This is a genomic window from Mesorhizobium sp. M0514 (genome assembly GCF_040321145.1).
Taxonomy (GTDB): domain Bacteria; phylum Pseudomonadota; class Alphaproteobacteria; order Rhizobiales; family Rhizobiaceae; genus Mesorhizobium.
This window is the reverse complement of the sequence record NZ_JAMYQZ010000017.1, coordinates 38,823-64,780: the sequence shown is the minus strand read 5'-3', so window position 1 is coordinate 64,780 and position 25,958 is coordinate 38,823. Positions and strand designations below refer to the sequence as shown.

Genomic DNA, 25,958 nt, shown 5'->3' with positions numbered 1-25,958 from the left:
TGAGATTTGCTTGAAATCTCATCATGATCTAGCCCTTTGTTGGAGCATGATCTCTGGACAAACGATTCCCGTTTTGTCCAACAAAAACCGGCACCCACTTTTTGGGATCATGCTCTAGACCCTGTGCACCGGACGCGAGGTGGCTTCCCAGGCGCCGCCTATGTCGGCAAGCCGTGCCTCGATGCATTCGACGTCGAGCATGATCGCGCCGCCGCCGGAAAAGACCAATTCGACGATGCCGGCCGGCTTGCTGATTTCGATAAAGCTGATTGCCAGAAGCGACAGCACCTCGGCCGGCCGATCGCGGGCAATGCCGCTGGTCTTGGCGCCGAGCACGCGGTCGAAATGCAACACCGCCTGGCGCCGCTCATTGTGCTGGCTGAACAGTCCGGACTTCGCCTCCCAGACGAAGCGTTTCATGGTCAATATGAAACGCTTGGCCGAAGGCAGGTATTCGAGATCCGAGACCTTCATCACGGCGTCCTGGACGTGAGCCGAGACGATGCTCAGATCCTGATCGTCGAGCGCAATGAGTTTGAGGGCTGCCATGCCGAATGCACACCTGAAAGTTGGTTTCAGCCTTCTGTTAGGCGGTCTTTCCGGTCGGTGCAACCGCGACACAAATTCAACCCGAGGCTAGCGCCTCGGGTTTGAAGTGTTGGCGGTGGATGGAGGCAGCACCAGACGCCTGTCTGTCTGAAGCAACTGCCGTGCGGTCAAGCCGAAATCCGCTCGATCACCGCGCCGCAATTGGACAGCTTTTCTTCCAGCCGCTCAAAACCGCGGTCGAGGTGGTAGACGCGGTTGACCGTCGTTTCGCCTTCGGCCGCCAGACCGGCGATGACCAGCGACACCGAGGCGCGCAGATCGGTCGCCATCACGGGCGCGCCCTTCAGCTTGGAGACGCCGTCGACGATCGCCGTTTGGCCGGACAGCGTGATGTGGGCGCCGAGCCGGGCCAGTTCCTGCACATGCATGAAGCGGTTTTCAAAGATGGTCTCGGTGATGCGCGACTTGCCCTTGGCCATGGTCATCAGGCCCATGAACTGCGCCTGCAGATCGGTCGGGAAGGCCGGGAACGGCGCCGTCGTTACGTCGACCGGCGAAATGCCGGCGCCGTTGCGCCGGACGCGAATGCCGGAATTGGTCGGCGTGATCTCGGTACCGGTCTGGGCAATCACATCCAACGCGGTCTGTAGCAGCTCGGGGCGGGCGCCTTCGAGCACGACATCGCCGCCGGTCATGGCCACAGCCATGGCATAGGTGCCCGTCTCGATGCGGTCGGGGATGACGCGCACGCGCGCGCCCGAAAGCGAGTCGACGCCGTCGACGGTGATGGTTGGAGTGCCGGCGCCTGAAATTTTTGCGCCCATGGCGTTGAGGCATTCGGCGAGGTTGACGATCTCGGGCTCGCAGGCGGCGTTTTCGAGTACCGTCTCACCCTTGGCGAGCGCTGCCGCCATCATCAGCACATGGGTGGCACCGACGGAGACTTTCGGGAACACATAGCGATTGCCGACAAGGCGGCCATTCCTGGTCTTGGCCAGCACATAACCAGTGTCGACATCGATGTCGGCGCCCAGCGCCTGCAAGCCCTCGAGGAACAGGTCGACCGGCCGCGTGCCGATGGCGCAACCGCCGGGAAGCGACACTTTCGCCTCGCCCATGCGGGCCAGCAGCGGGCCGATCACCCAGAACGACGCCCGCATCTTCGACACCAGCTCGTAAGGCGCGGTCGTGTCGACGATGTTGCGGGCCGAGAAGTTGATGGTGCGCGAATAGCCCTCATTCTGCTTCTCGCGGCGGCCGTTGACCGAATAGTCGACGCCGTGATTGCCGAGAATGCGGATCAGCTGCTCGACATCGGCCAGATGCGGCACGTTTTCCAGCGTCAGCGTGTCGTCGGTGAGCAGCGAGGCGATCATCAGCGGCAAAGCGGCATTTTTCGCGCCCGAAATCGGAATGCTTCCGGCGAGCTTGTTGCCGCCGACAATTCTGATGCGATCCATGAGAGAATGTCCCCTCGGCCCGAAAGGCCGGTTTTCGTCAGTTTGCGTATCGGCCCGTCTAGACCATTGGCCGGCTTGGTTCAAGATTCCTGAGCCCGTTGGCCAAGTTGGCCGGCCAGTGTGGCCGATATCGGTCAGTCCTTGTGCATTTTTTCAGCAGCCGCCAGGCCTTCCGGGCGCTGGTCAGCGTCACCGGTGCGCCGCGAACGCGCTTGCGTCTTGCGCTTCATGAGATTGGCGCGCAACTGCTCGGCCAGACGGTCCTTGCGGTTAGTCCCGTCCTTTTTTGCCGGATCAGCCTTTTTCGGTGGATTTATCTTGTCGTCCATCGTTCCGTCCCGCCCGCGACTGGCAGGGCCTGCCGTTCAAGGGATAGCTAGCATTGTGGCGCCGCCATGTCAGCGAAACTTGTCTGGCAAAGCCTTTCACAGACGCCTTGCGCTTGCCGGTTCTATATGGCAGAAGCCCCGCCATCAGCGGCTGCGGTAGCTCAGTGGTAGAGCACTCCCTTGGTAAGGGAGAGGTCGAGAGTTCAATCCTCTCTCGCAGCACCAGTCTATCCCCTTGATTGGGAACAACTATCTGACTTTCTTGGTCTTTTTGCCGCCTGTCTGGTACACAGGGGTGGTACACATGAGCTTGAGAATGCCTGGACCTTGGAAGCATCCGAAGACTGGTATCTACTACCTTCGGCAACGCGCACCGACTGATTTGAAGAATACGCCGATGACTGGACAGGTCGCAATTCCTGTCGGCGACATCATCAGAGCCGTGAAGGCGGGCGCAGTCGTCAAGGTCAGCCTCGATACGAAAGACCCTGCAGAAGCCAAGAAGCGCCACCGCGAGGCAGATGCCGCCTTGCATGAGTTTTGGCAACGGTTCAGGGAAGGGCCTCAGCCGCTCACCAACAAGCAAGTCCAAGCCCTTGCCGGCATCCTCTACGCCCGCCTGGTCGACATGATGGATAGCGAGCCGGGCGAGGAAGGCATCTGGAAAGCGGTCCTGCGGCTGAATAAGGGCAAGGAGGAGGGCGGGGAGCTTGACCGCTGGTTCGGCCCGACAGTCGATGGATTGTTCACCGAGCAGGGCATCAACACCGACCCCCTCAGCCGGACCCGCGTCGTCCATGCGGCCTCCAAGGCAATTCAGCTTGCGGCTGAAACGAATCTCAGGAAGGCCGGAGGCGACTACTCGCCCGATGACGCGCGCAAGCGGTTCCCCAATTGGGAGGCCGAGCGCAGAGGCGCCAAGCCAGCGCCACGGGCGGCGGGGGAGTTGGACCTGTTCGCCCTGCTAGACCACAAGTTCGCGACACAGAGCCTCAAGGAGAAGACCAAGAGCGACTATGCGCGGGACCTCGCCAAATTCGTCAAGAGCAGCGGGCACCGGAATGCTCAGGACGTGACGAATGAGGACGTTCGGAAATGGCGTGACGAATTGATAGCCGAGGGGCTTTCGCCGTCGAAGGTCAACGGCAAGGCCCTTGCGGCATTGAGCGCGGTCCTCACCCATGCAGTCAGGGAGTTCGGACTACCGACAAACGTCGCCAGCGACATTCGAGACCGCAGAGACGGCCCCGCACCGGGCAAGAAGGGCTACGACATGGAGGAGGCCAAGGCCATCCTCAGCGCCACATTTGACGGCACGTCTAAGGACATCTCAACGCCCCACAGGCGTGCGCTCTTCTGGGTGCCATGGATTTGCGCTTACACGGGGTTGCGGGTGACGGAGATCACTCAGCTACGCGGCGTGGATGTCCAAGCGGATGGCGACACACCCTATTTGCTCATTTCGCCCCAGGCCGGCTCCACAAAGAGCGGCAGGGCGTGGATGACAGCCATTCATCCGCACCTCGTAGAGCTGGGCTTGTTGGATATGTTCAGCGAGGTGGGCGACGGTCCCGCCTTCTATGTTCCCTATCCCAATGGGGCCGACCTCACCAAGCTGACAGGCAAGCCCCGGTCAGCAGAGGCGGGCGTCCGCGTCGGAAATTGGATCACAGAGGAACTAGGCATACCCGCACCGGGCGGCAAACCCAACCACGCTTGGCGGCACCTGTTCACGTCGCTTACGCGTGCCCATGACATGGACAAGCAGGCTCGGGATTACATGCTTGGCAGTGGTGCCCAAGACGCGCGCGAAGGGTATGGCGATTGGCCGCCCAGCGCCCTCGCGAGGGAAATCAAGAAGTTACCGCGCTTCGACATCAAGGCATCGGCATGGAGGCCGTCAAACCAGGTCGTAGCGCCTCAACCCCAACGCGAGCGCCGGATGGGCAAAGCGAGAGCCCAGCGGAAGGCTGCGTGAGGTGGCGGGCGCAGTTGCTGCCCCTATAGCGCCACATGTTCGTTTGAAGCTCCCATCCGCTCGAACACGAACTGATAGGTCCGCTGGACCTTCTCCTCGAACAGCTTGCGGTCGTAAACCTCGGGCAGATGAGCGTCGAACTCCTCGCCGATCGTTTGCCGGACACCTGCCTTTGCCGTCTCCTTCGCCCGCCAGTCGAGAATGAGCTTCTCCTTCTTGAGCTTGGCCAGCAATTCTCGCGCCAGCTTCTTGACCTCGATCTCCTGGGTCTTTGTCAGTTTCGGTTCGGGTTTGGTCAGGATATCGAAGATCGCGAGTTCTTCTTCGCTCAAACCCTCGCGAATGTGGCGCTGCTCTTCTTCGTCGAGATCGCCGACAAAGGCCATCAGTTGCTGGAACATATCCTCGATATCCATGCTGCCGGTGTTGTACTCGTCGATCAGCTTTTGTAGACGCTCCAGAAGGCTCACACGGGCCGGGTTCTTTGCGGCCAGGTCTTTTGCCCGTTTCTCCGCCGTGCCCCTCAAAACCTCTGTGGCGGTCTTCTTGGACCCCTGGGCGAACAGTGCGGCAAGCTTGTCGAAATCGATTGCCGACAGGTCGAGCAACTTCTTCAGATCGGAGCCTTGCAGGATCGGAGCCCGGATCGCGATACCTGAAATCGCCTGATCAACCAGCCGTTCGATCTCCGCAAGCACGGCTTCAAGGTCTGTCGACGGCCCAGCCCTCGTGAGGCTGCGCATCGTCTCCGCTACGACCTGAAGGACCACCATAGCGCCACGATAGGGAAGCACGGCAGGGTCTGGCAGTGCCGCCTTGAAGAGCTTCCACGCCGTGCCAACCAGTCCAAGAAACTCGCGTTTGTCCTCGTCGGTGCCGAGCAGGGCTTCCGCCGCCTGTCTGATCTTTGCAGCGCGCTCAAAGCCTTGCGAGGCGATGACTGCATCCGGATCAACTCCCCGCGTGTCGGCAAAGGCCAGCGCCTTATCCAGTGCCGCCTTCAGTTCGGCGAGCAGTTGCGCCTTCTCCTTGATCGGGTCGGTTTCCACGCCAGGACGGGGCTTGGCATAGATCGCCAGCGCGTCCTTGAGGTTCCGAAACACGCCGACATAGTCGACGATGAGCCCCGCCTGCTTGCCGGACGCGACACGGTTCGCCCGCGCGATCGTCTGCATCAGCGTGTGGTTCTTCATCGGCTTATCGAGATAGATCGTCGAGCAGGTCGGCACGTCGAAGCCGGTGATCCACATGGCGCAGACGAAGACCAGCCTAAGTGGATCGTCCGCTGCCTTGAAGCGCTCGTCGAGTTCCTCCTTGACCATCCGTTGACGGTGCGGTCGGATATCGGCCCCGCGCTTTGCGATGACCTCGATTTCATTTTGCGATTGGCTGACGATGACGGCCATGTCGGTGGCCTCCAGCCACGCCAACTGCTCCTCCAGCGCCTTCCGCTCGACAGCGTCGGCAATTGCGACAATGCGGTTCCGCTGTTGCTTCAAATGCGCTGTCCAATGCACCTGCACCTTGTCGTACATCCGGACGGCGGTCGCCTTATCGATCGCCACAAACATCGCCTTGCCGCGATAACCGCGACCGGTGAAATGGTGCACCAGATCGGCCGCGACCTTGTCGAGCCGGTCGTCATTGGTGATGAGGTGGTATTGTTTGGCGAACCGCTTCGCCAATTGCTCCTCCGCTTCGGGATCGAGCCCGGCGTCGTCGAGAACCTTGGCGATTTCCTCATCGAGATCGGCGCTCTTGAGCTGTAGTTCCGGCAACCGGCTCTCGTAATAGAGCGGCACGGTGGCGCCATCAGCAATCGATTGGGCGAAGTCGTAGATCGAGACATAATCGCCAAACACCGTGCGTGTGCGGTGGGCTTCTTCGGCGATCAGTGGTGTACCCGTGAAGCCAAGAAACGCCGCATTGGGGAGTGCAGTTCGCATGTTGGCGGCAAGCACGTCGTATTGGCTGCGATGCGCCTCGTCGGTGATTACGATGACATCCGACCGCGTCGACAGGATCGGATAGACTTCGCCTCGCTCGGTGCCGAACTTCTGAATGAGCGAGAAGATATAGCGCTCGTTTCCGGTCAGAAGTTCCTGGAGATGCCTGCGTGATCCTGCTTGAACCAGTTGACGGTCTTTGGTCAGTACACCGCAAGAGGAGAAAGTGTCGGCAATTTGGTCATCGAGTTCCGTGCGGTCCGTGACGATGACGAAGGTCCAATCGCCAGGACGTTTCCTCATCACCTTGCGGCTGAAGAACATCATGGACAAGCTCTTACCTGAGCCTTGCGTGTGCCAGAACACGCCCAGACGCCCCTGGTTCTCCTTGAGCTTGCCGACGGCTTCCATAGCGCGGTTAACGCCAAGGTATTGATGGTTCTTGGCGAGAATCTTGATCAGGCCTTTGTCGCCTTCCTGAAACGCAATGAAGTTCTCGACGATGTCGAGGAAGCGTTGGGGACGACAGGTGCCTCGGATCAGGGTCTCTAGCGAGACGACGCCCTCTTCCTCTTCTTCGTCGATCTTCTTCCAGTCGGCAAAGAACTCGAAGGGCGCGAGCGGCGCTCCGAGTTTGGCTTCATGGCCATTTGAAAGGATGACGAAGGCGTTGGGGACAAAGACCTGCGGGATTGCGGTTCGATAATCCTTGAGATTGCCGGCGTAGGCGTCCGCGATCGAACGATAGAGCGCCTTGAGTTCGATGAAGAGCAGCGGGATGCCGTTGACGAAACCGACGAGATCGGCACGGCGGGTGTAGAGATCGCCTGAGAACCAGACCTGACTGGCGAGCAGGAAGTCATTCGTCCCAGCGTTCTCCCAGTTGATCGCGCGGACCGCCTCGTCGCGCAGCGAACCGTCCGGGGAGCGAACCTTCACCTTCACACCGTCGCGCAGCATTCCGTACAGATCGGCATTGGCGCGGCTTGGCTCCAGCGCTGTCCTTTCGCTTGTCAGCAAAGCATACGCCTCATCGAGGGCCGATTGTTGCAGTCCGGGGTTCAGCTCGGAGAGGGCCGCTCGGAGCCGATTTGGGAGAAATGCGTCACGGCGCGATTCGCGCCCCTCTGGGCTTGGCCGTGGCGCAGCGGGGGTGCCAAACTCGCCATAAAGATTAGCAGCCTGCCAGCCGAGGACCTTAAAGAGGTCGATTGCAGGTTGCTCGATAAGCTCATCTTCCGAGAAGCCGCGATAGCTCGGCGTCTTCTGTTCATAGATGAGATCGTCCCCGTCGCTCATACGTCTTCGTCGGGCTCCCCGTTCCCACCGCCATCAGCACCAAGATCGAGCAATTTCACTCGCGGGGCGAATGCCTGCCGAATCCTCTGCATCTTGTCGAGCATCCAGGCGTGCAGGTCGGAGTAGCCACTCGCCTCGGAAGGGTCGACATCGTTCAAGTAGAGCGCAATGCGGCTCGCCTTCTTATTCGGCAATTCCTGCCATTCAAGCGACTCGCCGACTGCGGCCTCGATCGCCGCACGGTCGAGCTTCAGCTCGCGGATGCGAACCTTGAGCGGGTCGTCGAACAGATAGAGCTCCACACCGATTCGTCGCTTGCTGGTGCTAATCGTGCAGAGGATTGCGAACCCAGCGCGACCGATGCGAAATTGGATCCAATTGTCCTTGTTCTGTCGATTAATTGCGAAGGAGGGATCGTTCTTGCGCAGATACTCAGCGAACGAGGCCCAATAAGCCAAACGAACCTTGTGCCGCTCGGCCAGTTCGCCCTCGCCCGACACCTTGGCGTCGACGGCGCGCGCCCAATTGTTCGGTTGGGCTACCACGCGGAAGAACGGCGCCGGGTCGCTGTCACCAATCGTCAGCGCTTCGACCTCCACCGCGAAGAAGTTGAAGCCCTCCTTGGTCGAGCTGTTCAGCCAATCGATTGCGGCGCGATGATCCTCGCGAATCGTCTCGGCGATCCAGACGGCGGTGGCGTCACTTCTCTGGCTGGCAATGTAGGTTATCAATTGCCCGAGGTGCCGGTGATCAGTGTTTCCGAACTGGTTCTCGATCAGTACCGGGTTACCGCTTTCGTCTTCGGCGAGAATATCGAGACGAAACTCGCCCGCCGGTACTTCGGTCGCCTTGAGTTCCAACTCGCCGATCTGAAGCGCCTCGCCGAGCAGGTCGAGGTTCTCGGCTAGCCATGGAGTGAACGTTTGCGCTTCGTGCAGCCAGACAGCCTTGGCCGAAATCGTCGTCAGCCGTCCGAGCCTGGGAAACGTCATTCGGCCGCCTCCAAGAGGTCTTCGACTTCCAAAACGCCGATCTCGCCGGCGATCAGTTTGGGCAAAAGGAGTTCTCGCTGCGCTCGAAGGTTGCGATTGGCCGCCTCCAAGATACCTCCCAACATCATTATTGGTGCCGCCACAGATTCAAACTGATTTCCTATGTCAGCGGATGGGATCAGTAATTGACAATCCCTCGCGTCCCCTTGCGAAATGAAGGGCTGCGCCGCTCCCCTTCGGGGCCAAAAACTTGATTTCTTCGTCGCTATATAGAGATACTCATTGCTCAAACCTGGAATATCGGCCCAAAAACGGATTGTGTTCTTGATGCAAGACCATTTTCCCCTCGTGATCCAGGTCCGCCCACAGTGCGCGCCGATGGCGCTAAGTACAATCCCAGTGCGATCGAAATTCCAATCTGGCAGCTTCCCATCCTGTCCTGTGGCACTGAAGGCCGGGAAGCCTTCCGTTACATAGGATTTCTTGGTTTTGGAAGTATCACCCCATTTGAGATTCGTTACATCGCCGAGTTTGACAACTTCCCATCCCACCGGGATCGACCCCAGCGGGCTGTCAATTAGAGGCAGTTGTTCGCGACCGGGAATGCGGAAATGGACGAACCATTCGTCATAGATGCGCTGCGCCATTTCCTCCAAGATCGAGATTCGGCGTGTGTTGTTCTCGACCAAATGGTCATAGGCGGAGAGGATCAAGGCGATGCGGCGCTGCGTGTCGAGGGGCGGTATCCGCGTGACGAGCTGATGCAAGTGATTTCGATTGACGCCAGGAACGGCACCGGCGGAGTTTTGGCTGCCTAATCTCTGTTGCGTTAGCCAGTAGGAGATGAAGCGCGGATCGTTTCCTTTAAAATCTCGCACGTACAGAGCAGTATTGAGGGGCCAGAAATCCTCCTCGACAAAAAACACCTCGCCAAGGGTACCATATCGCCCGGTTACCACTCCTGGGCCTCGTACCTTTGAACGTGAGTGATGTCCTGAACGACCACTAGAAGACAGGATCGGCACTCTGCCTGCCTCCCTTTCGCGCTCCGGCAGGTCATAGCCTCTCTTCAATTCGATGACATCTCCGAGCAGGCAATCGGTCCAGGTAGCCATTAGTTTCACACCACCAGACGCAGGGTTGGTAGCGTTTCGCCAATCTGCGCCTCCAATCCACGTGCTTCCACAGTTAGCCGCTCTAGTTCTTCCTGCAATTCTACTAGCCGTTCTGCAAAATCGACATTCTCCATGTCACCCGCTTTCGAGCCGACATAACGGCCGGGATTGAGGCTCCAGCCTTGCGCTTCGATCTCATCGATTGTCGCGGCCTTACAAAGACCCGCCACGTCAACGTAGCCGCCGTCGAGTCCGTTCGCCGCGAGCAGATCGTGGCTGCCCCAGTTGGCCTCGATTTCCTCGCCTCTCCAGAGCCGCGCTATGTTGGCCAACAACTCGATCTGCGCGTCGGTGAAGTCGCGATGTGCCCGGTCAATCTGGCGGAAGGTTTGGCGGGCGTCGATGAACAGCACCTGACTTGCCCGTTTGCCCGCGCGCTTCGCCTTGTCGAGAAACCACAGCGTGCACGGCAGTGTCACTGTATAGAAGAAGTTCGTGCCAACCGAGACGATGATGTCGACCCCGCCGCTCTTGATTAACTTACGCCTTATTTCCGCCTCCGAGCCTCGCGCGTCGGAGGCCGAATTTGCCATAACGAAGCCGGCGCGGCCGGTCTCATTCAAGGCGGACCAGAACAGCTCGATCCAGACATAATTGCCGTTGTCTGCTCTCGGCAGCCCGAAGGGGAAGCGGTCGGGGCGTTTGGCGACCGAGTCCTTCTCCTTGTCGACGCCAGTGACGTTGAAAGGTGGATTGGCCATGACGAAATCAAACTTGCCGATCACGCCGCCGAGATCGACGAAGGGTTCGTCATAATAAGCGTTGGCGTCCATGATGGTGCCGCCGAGGCCGTGGACGGCGAGATTCATCTTTGCGAGGCGAAGCGTCTCACTGACCTTCTCTATGCCGTAGATTGAAAGCTCCTTCTCCGGAGCGGCTTGGTGTGACCGGATGAAATCCGCCGAATGGACGAACATGCCTCCTGAGCCGCAAGCCGGGTCGAGGATACGCCCACGATAGGGCTCGATGATCTCAACGATCAGCCGGACAATGCTCGACGGCGTGTAGAACTCACCGCCCTTCTGCATCTCCTGCATGGCAAACTCGCCCATGAAATACTCATAGACCTTGCCGAAGGCATCGCCAGCTATCTCAATCGGGGCGAGCAGCTTGATCAGTTCGCGGAGCGTATCGTCGCCGACCGCGCCGTAGTTCTTCGGCAGCGCGTCGGCCAAGTCAGCATTGTGCTTCTCGATGTCCTCCATCGCGTGATTGAGCGCGCGGCCGAGGTTTGACCCATCGGGCAACTGCAGGAGATGCGAGAAGCGGGACTCAGGCGACAGATAGATGACGTTGCGAGCCTTGTAAGCATCAGGCCCAGGAGGCCCAAGACGAGTTCCTTCGCGTGGCTGCAGTTCCTTCTCGACCGCAGCGAACCTGCTATCCGCGTAACGCAGGAAGAGTAGCCCGAGGACTGGCCGGGAGTATTCAGACGGCTTGAGCCCGGAATTGGCACGAAGCTGGTCCGCCACGCTCCACAACCGCTTCTCGATCTCGGCCAGATCAATCGCCATCGAATGCACTCCCCCTACACACCACGAAGCAATACAACCCATGGGTTAATGATGGCAACCTGGCCTTCAGGAATCGAGGCACCTACAGCTCGATCCGGATGCCGTTGTAGATGATCGCCGAACCGGGGTTCATTCGAATACCCCAGCCAGGGTTGCTGATCATGAAGATTGCACCCTCCTCGATCGTGGCAAACTCCATCGCGTTCGTGACCTCATTATCGCTGCGCGGGAAACATTTGTAGTGAGTTGCGGACAGCCGGTAGGCTTCCTTCTCGACGCCGTTTGTGACCGCATAAATGCGCATGTGAACCTTTCATACTGAGATATTTCACCGAAAAATCCGTCTGCCCGATCGGATAATCGGCTGCCGGACAGTTCCCCCCGTACCCCCGCCTTTGCCTCTAGGCCATGTCGGAGTTCAAGTTGACAACCGTTATTGAATAATTCGCCTTGCCGACCTTCGTCGTTGCTCTCGCGGCCATGGTCGCAGATGCCACGAAATAGAATCGCTCTCCCGGCATGCTTGCCAACTTGTGCAGCGTTCGCCTCATTCTCTGGTCGATGACTCCATCGGGGTTGGCCGAGGTCGTTATCTCCGCCGAAATTAGCGCGACCTCTCCTCGGCATCCAAGCAGGTCGGGCTCTGTCGCCGTTCCCGTGGATGTGGGATGCCAAGTCCATTGCGTCACGTGGCCATACGCGGGCCGCTCTTTCAACCAATCAAGCGCGCGGATGATGAGGAACTCGTGCTGCAACTGATTGAGCAATTCGTAGCTTTGGGAGCGAAACTGCTGCAGGAGCTTCATTTGTTGGTCGAGATTGCCGATCTCACCTGAAAAGAGTTCTCGAGCACGTGCGGCAAACGTGGAGGCTCGCCGCTCCAAATCCGCTCGAAGCTGTCCGAGATCGTTGATGACCGGCATAGACCTGCCCTCCGCAGGCTCACGTACGCGTCTTGCGAGCGACTTGTCCAGACGGACAGGGTCTATTGGACGTCCAGTTTAGCGCGCCCTTTGGCGTCAGAAGAAATCGGCGGTGCGACGAAGCTTCGTCCAACGACTTGTCTCAAAATGTATAGCTTCCGAGATCAATCGTTGACACGTCTCATTTCATGTCTCATAAATTGTGTCTCACAAACTCTAGACATTTCGGAGAGATCCCGCCATGGCCGACCTCGCTTACATCCGTGTTTCCTCCATCGGCCAGTCGCTGGACGTGCAGCGCGACAAGATGCTCGCGGCTGGAGTAGAGCCCAAGAACATCTTCGAGGAGAAGCGGTCAGGGCTTGACACGGGAAGGCCGGAACTGAAGGCGTGCCTCAGAGCGCTCAGACGAGGCGACACCCTCCTCATAACTCGCATCGATCGCTTGGCTCGCTCTGCCACCGACCTCCTGAACATCGTCCTGGGGCTGGACAAGGATGGAGTGTCCTTGCGCGTTCTCGACCAGCAGATCGACACCAGCAGCCCGGCGGGTCGTGCGATGCTGCAGATGCTTGCGGTGTTCGCCGAGTTCGAGACAGCCATACGGGCAGAGCGCCAGATGGATGGTATTGCCAAGGCAAAGGCAGACGGTACTAAGTTTGGCAGGAAGCTCAAGGCAACACCGGAGCGTTCCGCGGAAATCAGGCGGATGCGCTACGATCAGGGCAAGACGGTTCCCGAGATCATGAAAGCGACAGGGCTCAGCAAGGCGTCGGTCTATCGCGTGCTGTCGCCGCAGGACGTGGTAGCGACATAGAGCGAACCGCTTCGCCGCTCCGCGACACCTTGCCTCCTTATAGCTGTTAATGTGCCCGCGTATGCGGGGTGGCTATTTCAACGATTGGAACTGTGTAGATGGACCAGATCACGCCGGCTGTGATCGAACTGGGTGACGAAGAGGATGAACGAGACAGGCGCTTCAACGCCTATCGGTTCGCCGCGTCGGAGAATGCAAAGGCGATCGTTAAGGAAGCGATCGAACTGCTGCTAAGCTGCGAAGCCCATTTCGGCCTCAGGACGAACAAGCGACGCGCCCGTGACCAGGAGACGTTCGACCTGACGGTTGACGCCATCCTGTCGGACCTCATGCACCATCACCTCGCTGGAACGTCGGGCGACATTTACGTTACGCGCTCCAATCGTGTACTCGGCGCGAAGAGCCGCTATCGTCCACGCGCCTACAGCAAAATGTTCCCATACATTCTCGACCTCATGGCGAAGCCGGAAATGGCCTATGTCGAACAGCTCATCGCTGCCCCGGTAGAGGGCGCCCCGAGAGCGACGGTCATCCGATCCGGTTCCCGGCTGTTTGATCGGCTCGTTGAACACGAGATCGGGATCGACGACCTCGATGAACACCCGCACGGCGAGACCATTGTCCTAAAGCGTATCAAGGACCGCAAGAACCACTGGGACGAAGGCGGATTGGAGGAGTACGGCGACACCCTGGACACGGAGCGATACCGTGCTGAACTTGACGAGATCAACCAGTGGATCGCTGATGCCGATCTACGGTTCGACCCGGAGGGCCTTCCATGGCCCAGGACGCAGTTCAGCATCCGCGACCGAAGGCTTCGGCGTATCTTCACTCAGTGCCGTTTCGACAGCGGAGGCAGAATGTTTGGTGGCTTCTGGCAGAGCCTTCGCAAAGATGAGCGCCGACAGGGACTATCAATCAGCGGCGAGCGTGCAGTGGAACTGGACTATGGGTAGGTCGGACCACGCATCCTCTACGGCATGGCAGGTCACAAGCCGCCATTTGAGGACCTCTATGACATCTGGGGCTACGGCTTGAACCGGCCCGGGATCAAGAAGGTCATGAGCGCCATGATCTTCGCTTCAGACACGTTGAACCGCTTCCCGAAGGGAACGCGCCGGCTGTTCTCCCGGAGCTACAAGGTCGGGGATGTGGTGGAGGCAATCGAGGCGAAGCACCCCATGATCAGGAACTGCTTCCACCGTGGTCTCGGGCACGATGCCCAGTTCATCGAAAGCCAGATCATGGTCGGGGTGCTACTGACGCTGAAGGATCAAGGCATCATGGCGCTGCCGATCCACGACGCTGTGATGGTCCCGGCCTATGCTGTCTCCACTGCCAAGGAAATCATGCTCGATACCTTTCATCGATATGCCCATGTGGAAGGCACTGTAACGGTGGAAGCATGAAGGGGATGACTCGAAGAGGGGATGATCTCTTCTCTCTTCTCTCCCTGATCTCCCCAGGTAAAGCCTTGCCTATCCCCTTCGGGTGGAAACCCACAGCTCACCATAGAGGGACTCGAGATTGAGCACGAATTGGATCACGAAGCGCGAGCGCAAGAGTGAGGTCAAAGCCCGAGCTGCAGAGCCAAGCCACATGTTCACGCGCTGCCGTGTCGTCGGATGCGACAGGCCCGCGAGAGCTGGCACCGACGATGGCCTGGACACGCGCTTTTGCCGTCAGCACTCCGACCACTATTCCCGCCACGGCAGCCCTTACAAGCGCTCCTACACCGCCAAGGAACTCGCGCCTTATCGCAAGGCAGCCCTCGCTTGGCTGGAGGCGAACGCCGAGGATCGATGGGTGCGCAACGCAGTCGACCGCGTGGAGACGCTCTACCGTACTGCAGGGCCGCACATAGAGGCGTTCAGGCTTCGAGGATTGTCGCCTGAGGTGCGAGCCAAAGCCGCCTGGGCGAGGCTGCGCAAAGCGATGATTGACCCCCGCCGTGTCGTGGCTGCATGGCTCGCCGTAGAAATGATAATCGCGGCGGACCCGAAGGCTGAGACCAAGGTTGAATACAAACACGTCCAAGCCGCTAAGCTCGTCCACAAAATGGCGTCTGGCTCGCATAAAAGTTGGGGCGATGGGCCAGACGCTACGGAGTTGCACGTTTACCCAAGATCGCGGGGGCGGCTTCTGCGCCATCTTGGCCGCGACCTTGACGGGGCTGTGTCGCTACTCAGTTCAAAAGTCGGAAAGCTCAAGGTGCCGGTGAACTCAACGGACAAGAAGAGCGAAGCACGTATCGATCTCGCTTAGCAGTTGGTTGGTCTCTCGCTCAGTCCTTGGAAACGCATTCGCGGTATGCATGTAGTGGTTCCGTTGCACTCGCAGCGATCCTTGGAACCGAGAAAAGCTATTTGCATCCAAATGAGCTTGATGGGTCTGCGGCAGCGCTCGCATTTGATGGAAAAGGTCGCCAAGAGAGCGCGTGAGCGGGAGCCCGTGACTCGCTGAAACTGCTTTCAAGGCGCTTTCAAGGGCACGAAGGCTATGAAAAATCTGCTGCAAATGGCGCCGGCGCACAGGCGAAACTCTGGACGACCCAGTTATTTCATCCAGTTCCTGCAACACAGGGTTTAGACTCGCATTTGCAATTCGGGCTTGTGCCCCCGCAGTGATTGCTTTGAGCGTACGGACCCGATTTGACCTACCACTCATTTGAACTTCTGGCTCCGCCGGCGATTGGACAGGTTTCCACTGAGCTTGAGAAGATCCAGCTCTTCGTCACTCTCGACGAAGGCCCACCCAGCGAAAGCGGCGGCCCGCAAGATCTTGTCAGGATCGGATCGATAGGTTGGGAGTTGCTCGACCAACGCGAGGCCGTACGGCGCGTCGCCGGTTGGATACGGCACCCCCCCGTCGAGTACATAACTCAACTCGGTTTGTCGTTTAACCAAGGGCGCTACGCTGTTGGTTGATATTCGACCTTCACCGAACTCGGCAACCACGACATCTTCTGCAAGGTAACGTGTGTCCAACCGACGTGCTGGCTTACTGACGTTGACGCGCTGGGCCAGAAGATCGTTGTCCTTCCGGCGACGCTGTTCTACCCAACGCATTGTTCGCGTTACCTGAAATAAGTCGGCGAATTTGGCTCTTGCTCCAACCATGATTTCATGTGGCAAAAAAGTTCTCTCGCCGATGACGGCCGCCTCCCTGGACAGCGCCACAAGCCTTTTGCTCTCAGCGAGGGAAAGGACTTCAGAAAAATCGCGCCCCAACCTGTCGCCTAAAGGCTGATCGGGTTCTCCTTCGAGTACCAAGACATTGCAAGTAGCGGGCGGCAGTGCCAAACGCGACAGAATCAGCCTCGTCTGCAACGATGAATTGTTCGACCTCTCATCGCTGCTTGGCAAGAAAACGCATAGAAGCCCTCTGTCACTGCCTACAAGAATGTCTGGCCCGCGAATCAGAAGTGGATGATCTGGTTCTCTAACAATCTGAAAATTGCTTGGAAGCTCACGCTCTAGAGCCCGGACAACGTTCCGACGCCGTTGAAGAAGATTCATGTTTCCCGCCACAAGCCAGTTATCCTCATCAAAACAAATGACGACACTCAAGACAACTGCCCTCGTCAGTCGCAGTGCCCGCTTAAGGCGTGTCCGCCACCATTGTCGATTGAGGTCATACAGGACGGGGAGCGCTTATGCCGAATCTAGTAATGCTTGCGAACTAGACACTGGAGTGGTACACAGGCGCCTATAGAGGTAGGAAAAAGACTAATAGATTCAGATTGTTATGCGGATGGTGCGTGAGTTCAATCCTCTCTCGCAGCACCAGTTCATTCCTTTGATTTAAAAAGATGCAGTCGCGAAGTCCGGGTCTCGTTGCGACCAAAAAAGCCGGCTGACGCAAAAGTGCCAATCCCGCGCATCCAACCGTGGCGCCTCGCCCGGAAACATTGAGAGAAAGAGGCTCTACGGGGCCGGACGACTGCTCAACAAGTCCGGACCTGTCAACTCACGAACAGGCCGGTCTGGCCGTATCCGGCATGCTGAACACTACCGCTCGCACGCTGAAAGCCAGCCTCCTCGTACGCATATCCACGACAAGAACACAGCTCGCCCAAGGACTTGCCATCGGCCGGCCATCATGATGCCATCTCGCCTGCGGAAGATAGCGTCGGGTTTTGGGGTAGAGAATGCTCTTTGGGCGAACGGCAGGTGCGACAGGGCGCATGTGCGCGGCAATTGCCGCAGCACTGGTGTGCCTATGCGCGTTTGGCCCCGCTTTGGCTGAAGAGCCGAAGGCGCTGAAAGGCGTCGCGCTCATCATCGGTCAGTCCGACTACCAGCATGTCGGCAAACTGCCCAATCCGGAAAACGACGCCCGCGCCATCGAGGAGATGTTCGACAGGCTCGGCTTCGAGACCAATGTCGCCACCAACCGCGACGCGCGCAAATTGCGGCGCGATCTCGAAGGCTTCGTCGACGATGCCGAGGGCGCCGATGTCGCCATCATCTACTATTCCGGCCACGGCATCGAAGCCGGCGGCGAGAATTATCTGGTCCCTGTCGATGCCGATATCTCGGCGCTCGACAATGCCGGCGAAAAGCTGGTGCCGCTGTCGTCCATCGTCGCCGAACTGAAGGCCAAGGTGCCGGTCACCATCGTTCTGCTGGACGCCTGCCGCAACGATCCGTTCCCGCCGGGCACGCTCCTGAAGCTGGCGCCGGGCGACCAAGGCAAGCCGATCGGCGCCGGCGGTCTCGGGGAAACGCGCGGCGTGGTTTCCCTGAAGGGCGGCGCCGACGCCAAGGGCTCGGTCGACGGCAGCCTCGGCCAGGTCATCGCCTTTGCCGCCGAGCCCGGCAAGGTTGCGCTGGACGGTCCGGCCGATGGCAACAGCCCCTATGCGGCAGCGATCCTGCGCCACATCGACACGATGGGCGGCGAGGAATTCGGCACCGTTCTGCGCATGATCGGCGAGGAGGTCTATCTCAAGACCAACGGCCAGCAGCGGCCCTGGGTCAATGAGAGCCTGCGCCGGCTGCTCTATTTCGGTACCCCCGCCGAGGCACCGAAAGGCGATGAGGGCGAAATCCTCAGGGAGCGGCGCCAGCTCCTGCTGACCATCTCGACGCTACCCGATCCGGAGCGCCGCCAGATCGAAACCATATCGCGTGACGGCAAGGTGCCGATGGATGGGCTTTACGCCATGCTGAAGGCGCTCGGGGTCGACATACCCAAGGATCCGGCTGAGCTCGACAAGCTGCTGCGTGGCCAGACCGAACGGCTGAAACACGTGTTGGCCGAACGCGAGACTTTGAAAAACCCGGACCCCGAAATTGCCAGGCTATCGAAACTCGCCGAACAGGCGGTTCAGGAAGGCGCGCTCGAAGCGGCGCAGAAATTCAACGAGCAGGCCAAGGCCCGCATCGGCGAACTTTCGTCTACGGTCGACCAGGCCGAGGCCGAGCTGAAGGCAAAGCGGCTCGAATTCGCAAAGGTTTTCGCCAGCAGCGCCAGAACCTACGAGATTTCCTTCAACTTCAAGGAGGCGGCTCAGGACTACGCCAAGGCCTATGAGCAGGCCGCGAAATGGAGCGACGAAGATGCGTTCTACTACAAGGCGGCAGAGGCCAACGCTCTGTCGGAACAAGGGGACTTCTCCGGCGACAATGCGTATCTCGCCCAGGCCCTGACAGCCTATGAACAGGCATTGACCTATGTCACCCGCGAAAAGTTGCCGCTGCTTTGGGCGGCCACCCAGAACAATATGGGCGCCACGCTTGCTACTTTGGGCGAACGGGAAGCCGGCCGCGACAACCTCGACAAGGCAGCTGCCGCCTATGAGCAGGCGCTGACCGTCTATACGCATGACGCCTACCCTGACGACTGGGCATCGACCTATGGCAATCTGGGCACGGTCTACTGGCGGCTCGGCCAGCGCGAGAACGGGACGGCACTGCTTGAGCGGGCAGTCGCGGCCTTCCGCTCGGCGCTCGAGGTACAGTCGTCGAAAAAACTGCCGCTTGAATGGGCGGCGACGCAGAACAATCTCGGCATCGTGCTGTCCGAGATCGGCGAACGCCAGACCACATCGGACAGTTTTCGCGCAGCGATATCGGCGCATCGCGCCGCGCTGACAGAATATCGCCGGGATCGCGTACCGCTCGACTGGGCATTGAGCCAGATCAATCTGGGTGTCGTTCTGGCGAGCCTCGGCGCGCGCGAAAAGGATGTACCGACGCTTGAGCAATCGGTCGCGGCCTTCCAGGCGGCGGCTGAGGAGATGACCAGGGAACGCGCGCCGGCGCAATGGGCGACGATCCAGAACAATTTGAGCACCGCATTCGAGTCGATCGGCGAGATCAACGGCGATATCGCCGCGTTGCAGCGCGCGCGGGAGGCGGCGGAGGCAGCGCTTTCGGTTCGGACGCGCGAGCACGCCGCGGCGAGCTGGGCGAACGGCCAGCTGACGCTGGGCAACGCCTTGCAGCGCCTCGGCGCCAAGCAGAAGAACAAGGAACTGCTGCTGCAGGCAGCCACCGCGTACCAGGCCGCTCTGTCCGAATATCCGCGTGAGAAACTGCCGCTTGACTGGGCTTCGCTGCAGCAGAATCTGGGATCGGTCAACGACACGCTCGGCGATCTCGATACGGGAACCGATTACTACATTCAGGCGGTGACCGCGTATCGTCAGGCATGGGAGGTCTATACCGCAACCGCCGCGCCGGGCGAGTTCGCTTCGATTGGTTACAGCCTTGCAGGCACGCTATCGAACTGGGGCGAACGCGCGGGGGACATCTCGACCCTGCGGCAGGCGATCGATGTCTACGGTCAGGTGCTCAGGGTTCGCACCCGCGACAAGGACCCAGCCAATTGGGCCAAGACGGAATTCCGCCTCGGCTGCGCGTTGATGATGTCAGGCAAGCTGGCCTCTGACGATCAACTGCTGCAGCAATCGGTCGACGCGCTGCGGGCGGCGCTCGACGGGCAGACGAAAGGCGGTGATGTCACGGAGATCGGCCAGACGCGGCGCGTGCTCGGCCAGACCCTGTCGATCCTGGGCGACGATACATCCAACCTGGACTTGCTGGCGCAAGCAGCCGACATGCTGGAAGCCGCGCTCCCCGCCTACTCCAAGGACGCCGACCCGGAGGAGTGGGCCAATATCAATTACGACCTCGGCTTTGCCGTCTACAGCCAGGGCCGGATTGGTGGCGACGCCACGTTCTACGCCAAGGCCGTGCAGAGCTTCGAGACGGCAGCGCGGATCTACGACGGTTTTCCCAACCGCATGCAATGGGCGCGCACCAAGGGCGATATCGGCAATGCCTTGCTGATGGCCGCGGACGGCAAGGACGTCGAGTTGCTCACCCGCGCGATTGCCGCCTATGACGCAGCGCTCAGCGTGGTAACGCGCGAGAATGCGCTGGCTGTCTGGGAGAACAATCAGAACAATCTCGCCGGCGGGCTGTCGAGTCTTGGTTACTGGGCGAACGATGTCGGCAAGCTGAAACGAGCCGCTCAGATCTACCGCGACCTCGCCACGGTGCGAACGATCGCCCGCGATCCCGATCTCTGGATCACCAACCAGACCAGTCTCGCGCAGACGCTGAGCATGATCGCGGCCCGCGAGCCTTCGGCTGAATTGTACGAGGAGGCGATTGTCGTCAACCGGGCGCTTGCCGAGCAGCTCGGTCGCGACCGCGATCCCGAACGTTGGGCCAATGCGCGCAACGAGATGGGCTATGCCTTGACCATGGCCGGCCGCGCCGAAAACAATGTCGCGCATTTCGAGGAGGCGGTGTTGGTCCTGCGCGAGGCGATCGTGGTGCAAAAGAAGATCAATTCGGTGCCGGCTGTCGCCTTCACGCAGGACAGCCTGTGCGACGTGCTGGTCGATCTGGGCGCCGCCCACAAGGACAAGGCGATGGCACAGGAAGCGATCGCCGCATGCCAGGACGCGCTCGTCATCTTCCGTGACAAGAAGATGGACGATCTCGCCGCCGGTTCCGAAAAGAACCTCGCCGAGGCACAGGCGTTGCTGGCCGAGTTGCATTAATCCGAGCCCGCGCTCCCGGATGCGGGCGAATGGTGGGCACGCCAGCGTTCACGCTGTTGCGCAAGCAGATGTCACCGGCTCGCCATGGCATGACAGAGATGCGATGTGGCAGTATCGGCTTGTGCGCCGGTCGCCACCCGTCATTCAGGACGACAGGTAATCATATTCCGTTGGAGCGCCAGATGACCCTATTCACCCGCCGCGGGCTTCTGAAAACGGCTGCGGTTGCCGGCGGTGGCGGCGTCGGGCTGGCAGCAATGACCAGGCTCAGCGGTTGGGCAGCTGTCACACCTGAGCCGGTGGTGCTCAAGACGGCAAAGATCCAGGCCAGGTTCATGGATGCGGGCGAGACCCGGGATGTCCTGACGTATGGTGAATCAGGCATGCCGCCTGTACTGCGGATGAAAAAAGGCGAGCCCTTTGCCGCGCGTCTCGTCAACGCCATCGACGACCCGACGACCATCCATTGGCACGGCATTCGCGTTCCAAACAAGATGGACGGTGTTCCCTTCCTAGTTCAGCCTTACGTCTATACCGGCGATCATTTCGACTACGCCTTCACCCCGCCCGACGCCGGCACGTTCTGGTATCACCCGCATTGCAACACGCTGGAGCAGATGGGCCATGGCCTCACCGGCGTGATCGTGGTCGAGAACCCCAACGATCCAAAATTCGACGCCGAAGCCGTCGTCAACCTGCGCGACTGGCGCCTCGGCGACGACGCGCAGTTCATCCAGCAATTCCGGCCGCGCGATGCCGCAAAAACCGGAACCTATGGCACGGTGCGCACCGCCAACTGGCTCGACCAGCCGCAATTCGACGCGCCGGCCGGCGGGTTGGTGCGGCTGCGGGTCGCCATCACCGATGTCACCCGCATCTACGCCTTTCGCGTCGAGGGTGGGGAGGCCGCGGTCATCGCGCTGGACGGCAATCCGGTGCCGCAGCGTTTTGCGCCCGATGCCTTGCTGCTCGGACCGGGGCAGCGCATGGAGCTCGCCATCCGCATGCCTGACCAGGAGGGCGCGATCGTCAGCCTGGGCGACATCAGGGGCACCAAACCCAAGGTCCTCGCCACCTTGCGCGCTACCGGAAGCTCGCTTAAGCGCGACCTGCGCGACCTCGCACCGCTGGAAGCGAACCCGGTGCCGGAGGTGGATCTCGCCAGCGCGAAACACATCGCGCTCTCGCTCAGCGCCACCGCGGAAAACGTGCCGAGCGACAGCATATGTGGCACGCTCGGCTACTCCTTCTGGGCCATCAACAAGGTGCCGTGGCCCGGCGACACGCCGGACCCGACCGCGCCTTTGGCCGAGCTGAAGCTCGGCCAAAGCTATGTCATCGACCTGGAAAACCTGACGCCGCAATCGCATCCCATGCATCTGCACGGCATGAGCTTCAAGGTGCTGTCGTCTTCGACGCGCCAGGTTCAGCCGGTCATCTCCGACACCTATCTCATGCAGCCCAACGAGAAGGTTCAGCTTGGTTTCGTCGCGGACAATCCCGGCGACTGGCTGCTGCACTGCCACATCATCGAACATCAGAAAACCGGCATGACGAGCTATATCAGGGTGGTTTGACGCCGAGGCGGGTCAATCAGCCTCTACCGGGGTTGGCCTCACCTGCCGGGCCTGTTGTCGGAGAAATTGCCGCCGTCCGCTGGTTTCGTTGGCAAAGCGGGGCCGTTCCCTGCTATTCCCGCCTGCAATCAAGAAGCCGTGGACACGCTTGCATGACCAATGTCGCCCTGACCGGACTGGCCCGCGATCTCGCCAGGCGCGCCGCCGAGGGCCGCCCGGTGCGCATCGGCGTCATCGGCTCCGGCGAAATGGGCACCGACCTGGTCACGCAAGGCATGCTGATGCCCGGCATCTCGGTCGCGGCCATCTCGACACGCCGCCCGCACACCGCCCGTGACGCCATCCGCATCGCCTATGGCGATGAGGCGATGGCGGTCGAGGCGGACAGGGGCTCGAAAGTCACCGCGGCGATCGAGGCGGGCAAAATCGCCATTACCACGAACGAGATGCTGGTCACCAATCCGCTGATCGACGTCGTGATAGACGCCACCGGCAAGCCTGGTGTCGCCGCCGATTTCGACTTGAAGGCGATGGAGCACGGCAAGCATCTGGTGATGATGAATGTCGAGGCCGACGTCACCATCGGCTGCTACCTCAAGCAGCAGGCAGACCGGCTCGGCGTCGTCTATTCGGTCGGCGCCGGCGACGAGCCGTCGAGCTGCATGGAGCTGATCGAATTTGCGTCGGCGCTCGGCTACACCATCGTCTCGGCTGGCAAGGGCAAGAACAACCCGCTCAACCACGATGCCGTTCCGGACGACTATCGCGAGGAAGCGATCCGCCGCAACATGAACCCGCGCATGCTGGTCGAATTCGTCGACGGTTCCAAAACCATGGTCGAAATGTGCGCCATCGCCAACGCCACCGGGCTGGTCCCAGACGTTCCCGGCATGCACGGCCCAAAGGCCGACCGCGATCAGCTGGCCAATGTGCTCATCCCGAAGGCGGATGGCGGCATCCTGTCGAAGAAGGGCGTTGTCGACTACACCATCGGCAAGGGCGTGGCGCCCGGCGTGTTCGTCATCGTCGAGGCGACGCATCCGCGCATCGTCGAGCGCATGGACGACCTGCACATAGGCCACGGCCCCTACTACAGCTTCTTCCGGCCGTATCACCTGACCTCGCTGGAAGTGCCGCTGACCGCGGCGCGCATCATGCTCTATGGCCGGCCAGACATGGTGCCGCTGCCGAGGCCGGTCGCCGAGGTCTGCGCGGTGGCCAAGCGCGATCTCGCCATGGGCGAGACTTTCGATGCCATCGGCGAGACTTGCTACCGCTCCTGGACCATGACCGTCGAAGAGGCGCGCGCCAATCTGGCAGTGCCGGTCGGCCTGCTCGAAGGCGGCAAGGTGCTGAAACCGGTGAGGAAGGGCGAACTGCTCACCGCCGACAATGCTACGCCCGACCGCACTACCAGGCTGTTCGCTTTGCGGAAGCTGCAGGATGATATGCTCTACGGGGCTGAGATGGCATGAACAGGCCAGCTCTCTGGCTTTGTCATGACAAGATCACTATATTGTAGTGACAGCGAACGGAGGCTTCCAGAATGAATCTCCAGATCAGAGACCCGCGCGCCCGTGACCTCGCCCGGCAGCTTGCCGAAAAGCGAAAGATTTCCTTGACCGAAGCGGTGATCGAAGCGCTCGAATCCGAGCTTCAGCGCGAACGTGAACGAGTTCCGCTAGCTGAGCGGCTGGCCGCCATATCGAACGATCTGAAGGCCAAGGCGGGAAGCGGTGGCAGGGATTTGACCAAGGATGAGATCGACGAGATGTGGGGACATTCCTGATGTTCATCGACACCTCGGTGGTGATCGCTGTCCTCGCCGGAGAGGAAGACGCCGCCGATTGGAGCCGCCGGATCGGGCAGGCCTCGATACGGATCACATCTCCGCTGGTCGTGCTCGAAGCGGCGATCCGGCTTTCATCGAAGTTGGTGGTGGAGCCGCTCTTCGCCGAAAAGGCGATAGAGGAGTTCCTGCGTGAGGCCGAGATCGAGGTGGTTCCGATCGAAATCGGTGATGCCAAGCTCGCGATCCAGGCTTTTTCGAACTATGGCAAAGGTCGCGGCCACCCGGCTCAGCTCAATCTCGCTGACTGCCTGTCATATGCCTCGGCAAAAAGCTGTGGGATGCCCTTGCTATACAAAGGGAAAGATTTTTCCCACACCGATCTGGCCTGATCCTACTCCCCCAGTTCCACGATTCGGCCAGCAGCTTCGTCAGCCGCTCCCGCCCAGCAGGCCAAATGCTGCCGCGCTCGCGCCATGGGCTGTTGACCTGCTCGCGCAACACGCCTGATCATTGCGCTCGTGCTGACGACGCAGACCATCGGCTGCCATTGTATGATCCATTCATACAGTCTGTCTCTTTGATCCGGGTTTTTCAAACGATGCCGAGATGCCAATCTCGATCAGTTGAACCCCCATTGAGGATTGAAATCTTGCAAACCATTTGGACAAGACGCGAGACGATGAAAACCCTTCTGGCAACGGGCATGGTTGCCATGCTTCAGCCTCTGGCTTTTGCAGCCAAGGCTGCCGGCAAGCTGGGATGGACCTATTTTCAGGCTGACGAGAAGGGTTTCCGCCGCACGCCGGTGCTGCTGACCGGTGAGAAGGAAGCCATCCTCCTCGATGGCGGATTTACGCTGTCGGATGGCCGTGCGGTCGCGGATGCGATCAAGGCGACGGGCAAGACTCTGACCACGATCTACGTCAGCTGCAGCGACCCTGACTATTATTTTGGCCTGCGTCCCATCGCGGATGCATTCCCCGGCGCCAAGATCATCGCAGCCGGCGCAACGGTGGCGGCGATCAAAGCCAATGTTCAAGGCAAGCTCGATGTCTGGAGCCCGCAGCTCAAGGACAATGGACCGAAGGTTCTGGCGGATGTCGTCATTCCCGAGGCTTCCGATATCACCTCACTTGAAATCGAAGGAAACAAGATCGAGATCGTCACCGTCGCCGATCTGAAAGACCGCCGGTATCTCTGGGTGCCCAGCCTTGAAGCGGTGTTCGGCGGCGTGCTGATCTCGTCGGGCGTGCATGTCTGGGTTGCCGACGAGCCAACCGTAGACGACCGTAAAAAATGGATTGCTGCGCTTGATGAAATCACGGCGCGCAAACCCAAAATCGTGGTGCCGTCCCATCAGGTAGCCGGCGCGCCGGACGGTCTTGCGGCCGTGGAATTCACCCGCGCCTACCTCGAAGCCTTCAACGAGGAAGCCGGGAAATCGAAATCCAGCGTGGAACTGATTGCGGCGATGAAGCGGCGCTATCCTGATCTTCTTGACGTCTCGTCGCTGGAACTGGGAGCAAAGGTCGCCAAGGGTGAAATGAAGTGGGGCTGATGCGGTTGGCCCGGGGCTAAGGCAGGAGC

At 60.1% G+C, this 25,958-nt stretch carries 21 protein-coding genes and 1 tRNA gene; 12 read left to right on the top strand and 10 right to left on the bottom strand.

Annotation, left to right across the window (positions count from 1 at the left end; translation table 11 throughout):
- Positions 1-114 precede the first annotated feature (114 nt).
- The 3 genes from NKI61_RS10005 to NKI61_RS09995 all read right to left on the bottom strand — a co-directional run bounded on the left by NKI61_RS10005 (position 115) and on the right by NKI61_RS09995 (position 2,338).
- A complete protein-coding gene (locus NKI61_RS10005) occupies positions 115-549 on the bottom strand; it encodes a DUF2948 family protein (RefSeq protein WP_023753868.1) in 435 nt (144 codons plus the stop codon).
- A 167-nt stretch (positions 550-716) separates the two neighbouring features.
- Positions 717-2,009, bottom strand: a complete 1,293-nt coding sequence (murA, locus tag NKI61_RS10000; RefSeq protein WP_023753869.1) for a UDP-N-acetylglucosamine 1-carboxyvinyltransferase — start codon at positions 2,007-2,009, stop codon at positions 717-719.
- A gap of 134 nt (positions 2,010-2,143) precedes the next feature.
- A complete protein-coding gene (locus tag NKI61_RS09995) occupies positions 2,144-2,338 on the bottom strand; it encodes a hypothetical protein (protein WP_023727781.1) in 195 nt (64 codons plus the stop codon).
- A 150-nt stretch (positions 2,339-2,488) separates the two neighbouring features.
- On the opposite strand from NKI61_RS09995, the gene NKI61_RS09990 reads away from it, so the two are divergent.
- Both NKI61_RS09990 and NKI61_RS09985 read left to right on the top strand, forming a co-directional pair.
- Positions 2,489-2,563: transfer RNA gene (locus tag NKI61_RS09990), tRNA-Thr, on the top strand.
- Between the two features lie 79 nt (positions 2,564-2,642).
- Positions 2,643-4,316 carry a DUF6538 domain-containing protein gene (locus NKI61_RS09985; RefSeq protein WP_352839283.1) on the top strand — a complete coding sequence of 558 codons (1,674 nt, stop codon included), beginning with the start codon at positions 2,643-2,645 and terminating at the stop codon, positions 4,314-4,316.
- 23 nt (positions 4,317-4,339) lie between these two features.
- Here NKI61_RS09985 and NKI61_RS09980 read toward each other — a convergent pair whose 3' ends face one another.
- From NKI61_RS09980 to NKI61_RS09955, 6 genes are all read right to left on the bottom strand, one after another.
- Positions 4,340-7,561, bottom strand: a complete 3,222-nt coding sequence (locus NKI61_RS09980) for a type I restriction endonuclease subunit R (protein ID WP_352839282.1) — start codon at positions 7,559-7,561, stop codon at positions 4,340-4,342.
- On the bottom strand, positions 7,558-8,553 hold the full coding sequence (locus NKI61_RS09975) for a DUF4268 domain-containing protein (RefSeq protein ID WP_352839281.1): 996 nt from the start codon (positions 8,551-8,553) through the stop codon (positions 7,558-7,560). The genes NKI61_RS09980 and NKI61_RS09975 overlap by 4 nt, the downstream gene beginning before the upstream one ends.
- Positions 8,550-9,668, bottom strand: coding sequence for a restriction endonuclease subunit S (locus NKI61_RS09970; RefSeq protein ID WP_352839280.1), 1,119 nt, complete (start codon positions 9,666-9,668; stop codon positions 8,550-8,552). The genes NKI61_RS09975 and NKI61_RS09970 overlap by 4 nt, the downstream gene beginning before the upstream one ends.
- Positions 9,669-9,673: 5 nt before the next feature.
- A complete protein-coding gene (locus tag NKI61_RS09965) occupies positions 9,674-11,242 on the bottom strand; it encodes a type I restriction-modification system subunit M (protein ID WP_352839278.1) in 1,569 nt (522 codons plus the stop codon).
- An 82-nt stretch (positions 11,243-11,324) separates the two neighbouring features.
- Positions 11,325-11,546 carry a hypothetical protein gene (locus tag NKI61_RS09960; RefSeq protein ID WP_352839277.1) on the bottom strand — a complete coding sequence of 74 codons (222 nt, stop codon included), beginning with the start codon at positions 11,544-11,546 and terminating at the stop codon, positions 11,325-11,327.
- 97 nt (positions 11,547-11,643) lie between these two features.
- Positions 11,644-12,165, bottom strand: a complete 522-nt coding sequence (locus tag NKI61_RS09955; RefSeq protein WP_352839275.1) for a hypothetical protein — start codon at positions 12,163-12,165, stop codon at positions 11,644-11,646.
- A 241-nt stretch (positions 12,166-12,406) separates the two neighbouring features.
- Between NKI61_RS09955 and NKI61_RS09950 the strand changes: the two genes are divergently transcribed.
- The 4 genes from NKI61_RS09950 to NKI61_RS09935 all read left to right on the top strand — a co-directional run bounded on the left by NKI61_RS09950 (position 12,407) and on the right by NKI61_RS09935 (position 15,247).
- Complete coding sequence (locus tag NKI61_RS09950) at positions 12,407-12,982, top strand: recombinase family protein (RefSeq protein ID WP_352839274.1); 576 nt, start codon at positions 12,407-12,409, stop codon at positions 12,980-12,982.
- 98 nt (positions 12,983-13,080) lie between these two features.
- Positions 13,081-13,938 (top strand): hypothetical protein, encoded by an 858-nt coding sequence (locus NKI61_RS09945; protein WP_352839273.1) that lies wholly within the window; start codon positions 13,081-13,083, stop codon positions 13,936-13,938.
- A 24-nt stretch (positions 13,939-13,962) separates the two neighbouring features.
- On the top strand, positions 13,963-14,391 hold the full coding sequence (locus tag NKI61_RS09940) for a hypothetical protein (protein WP_352839272.1): 429 nt from the start codon (positions 13,963-13,965) through the stop codon (positions 14,389-14,391).
- A 118-nt stretch (positions 14,392-14,509) separates the two neighbouring features.
- The gene (locus NKI61_RS09935) at positions 14,510-15,247 is read left to right on the top strand and encodes a hypothetical protein (RefSeq protein WP_352839271.1); all 738 of its coding nucleotides are present in this window, start codon (positions 14,510-14,512) and stop codon (positions 15,245-15,247) included.
- Between the two features lie 398 nt (positions 15,248-15,645).
- Here the strand turns inward: NKI61_RS09935 and NKI61_RS09930 are convergent, their stop codons facing one another.
- Positions 15,646-16,551 (bottom strand): hypothetical protein, encoded by a 906-nt coding sequence (locus NKI61_RS09930; protein WP_352797312.1) that lies wholly within the window; start codon positions 16,549-16,551, stop codon positions 15,646-15,648.
- Between the two features lie 581 nt (positions 16,552-17,132).
- Between NKI61_RS09930 and NKI61_RS09925 the strand changes: the two genes are divergently transcribed.
- The 6 genes from NKI61_RS09925 (at position 17,133) to NKI61_RS09900 (ending at position 25,929) form a co-directional block, all read left to right on the top strand.
- Positions 17,133-21,002, top strand: coding sequence for a caspase family protein (locus tag NKI61_RS09925; RefSeq protein WP_352597383.1), 3,870 nt, complete (start codon positions 17,133-17,135; stop codon positions 21,000-21,002).
- 182 nt (positions 21,003-21,184) lie between these two features.
- Positions 21,185-22,579 carry a multicopper oxidase family protein gene (locus tag NKI61_RS09920; RefSeq protein WP_352839270.1) on the top strand — a complete coding sequence of 465 codons (1,395 nt, stop codon included), beginning with the start codon at positions 21,185-21,187 and terminating at the stop codon, positions 22,577-22,579.
- A gap of 152 nt (positions 22,580-22,731) precedes the next feature.
- Complete coding sequence (locus tag NKI61_RS09915; RefSeq protein WP_352839269.1) at positions 22,732-24,054, top strand: NAD(P)H-dependent oxidoreductase; 1,323 nt, start codon at positions 22,732-22,734, stop codon at positions 24,052-24,054.
- Positions 24,055-24,125: 71 nt separating this feature from the next.
- A complete protein-coding gene (locus NKI61_RS09910) occupies positions 24,126-24,368 on the top strand; it encodes a type II toxin-antitoxin system VapB family antitoxin (RefSeq protein ID WP_023689347.1) in 243 nt (80 codons plus the stop codon).
- Positions 24,368-24,760, top strand: coding sequence for a type II toxin-antitoxin system VapC family toxin (locus NKI61_RS09905; RefSeq protein ID WP_352839268.1), 393 nt, complete (start codon positions 24,368-24,370; stop codon positions 24,758-24,760). Before NKI61_RS09910 ends, NKI61_RS09905 begins: the two co-directional genes overlap by 1 nt.
- A gap of 269 nt (positions 24,761-25,029) precedes the next feature.
- Positions 25,030-25,929, top strand: coding sequence for an MBL fold metallo-hydrolase (locus NKI61_RS09900; RefSeq protein ID WP_352839299.1), 900 nt, complete (start codon positions 25,030-25,032; stop codon positions 25,927-25,929).
- Positions 25,930-25,958: the final 29 nt, after the last annotated feature.

Excerpts from the sequence above, each read along its gene's own strand:
- NKI61_RS09960 (WP_352839277.1), bottom strand. The coding sequence starts at position 11,546 with ATGCGCATTTATGCGGTCACAAACGGCGTCGAGAAGGAAGCCTACCGG.
- NKI61_RS09915 (WP_352839269.1), top strand. The coding sequence starts at position 22,732 with ATGACCAATGTCGCCCTGACCGGACTGGCCCGCGATCTCGCCAGGCGC.
- NKI61_RS10005 (WP_023753868.1), bottom strand. The coding sequence starts at position 549 with ATGGCAGCCCTCAAACTCATTGCGCTCGACGATCAGGATCTGAGCATC.
- NKI61_RS09955 (WP_352839275.1), bottom strand. The coding sequence starts at position 12,165 with ATGCCGGTCATCAACGATCTCGGACAGCTTCGAGCGGATTTGGAGCGG.
- NKI61_RS09965 (WP_352839278.1), bottom strand. The coding sequence starts at position 11,242 with ATGGCGATTGATCTGGCCGAGATCGAGAAGCGGTTGTGGAGCGTGGCG.
- murA (WP_023753869.1), bottom strand. The coding sequence starts at position 2,009 with ATGGATCGCATCAGAATTGTCGGCGGCAACAAGCTCGCCGGAAGCATT.
- NKI61_RS09940 (WP_352839272.1), top strand. The coding sequence starts at position 13,963 with ATGGCAGGTCACAAGCCGCCATTTGAGGACCTCTATGACATCTGGGGC.
- NKI61_RS09910 (WP_023689347.1), top strand. The coding sequence starts at position 24,126 with ATGAATCTCCAGATCAGAGACCCGCGCGCCCGTGACCTCGCCCGGCAG.
- NKI61_RS09975 (WP_352839281.1), bottom strand. The coding sequence starts at position 8,553 with ATGACGTTTCCCAGGCTCGGACGGCTGACGACGATTTCGGCCAAGGCT.
- NKI61_RS09945 (WP_352839273.1), top strand. The coding sequence starts at position 13,081 with ATGGACCAGATCACGCCGGCTGTGATCGAACTGGGTGACGAAGAGGAT.
- NKI61_RS09970 (WP_352839280.1), bottom strand. The coding sequence starts at position 9,668 with ATGGCTACCTGGACCGATTGCCTGCTCGGAGATGTCATCGAATTGAAG.
- NKI61_RS09920 (WP_352839270.1), top strand. The coding sequence starts at position 21,185 with ATGACCCTATTCACCCGCCGCGGGCTTCTGAAAACGGCTGCGGTTGCC.
- NKI61_RS09925 (WP_352597383.1), top strand. The coding sequence starts at position 17,133 with ATGCTCTTTGGGCGAACGGCAGGTGCGACAGGGCGCATGTGCGCGGCA.
- NKI61_RS09980 (WP_352839282.1), bottom strand. The coding sequence starts at position 7,561 with ATGAGCGACGGGGACGATCTCATCTATGAACAGAAGACGCCGAGCTAT.
- NKI61_RS09995 (WP_023727781.1), bottom strand. The coding sequence starts at position 2,338 with ATGGACGACAAGATAAATCCACCGAAAAAGGCTGATCCGGCAAAAAAG.
- NKI61_RS09950 (WP_352839274.1), top strand. The coding sequence starts at position 12,407 with ATGGCCGACCTCGCTTACATCCGTGTTTCCTCCATCGGCCAGTCGCTG.
- NKI61_RS09985 (WP_352839283.1), top strand. The coding sequence starts at position 2,643 with ATGAGCTTGAGAATGCCTGGACCTTGGAAGCATCCGAAGACTGGTATC.
- NKI61_RS09905 (WP_352839268.1), top strand. The coding sequence starts at position 24,368 with ATGTTCATCGACACCTCGGTGGTGATCGCTGTCCTCGCCGGAGAGGAA.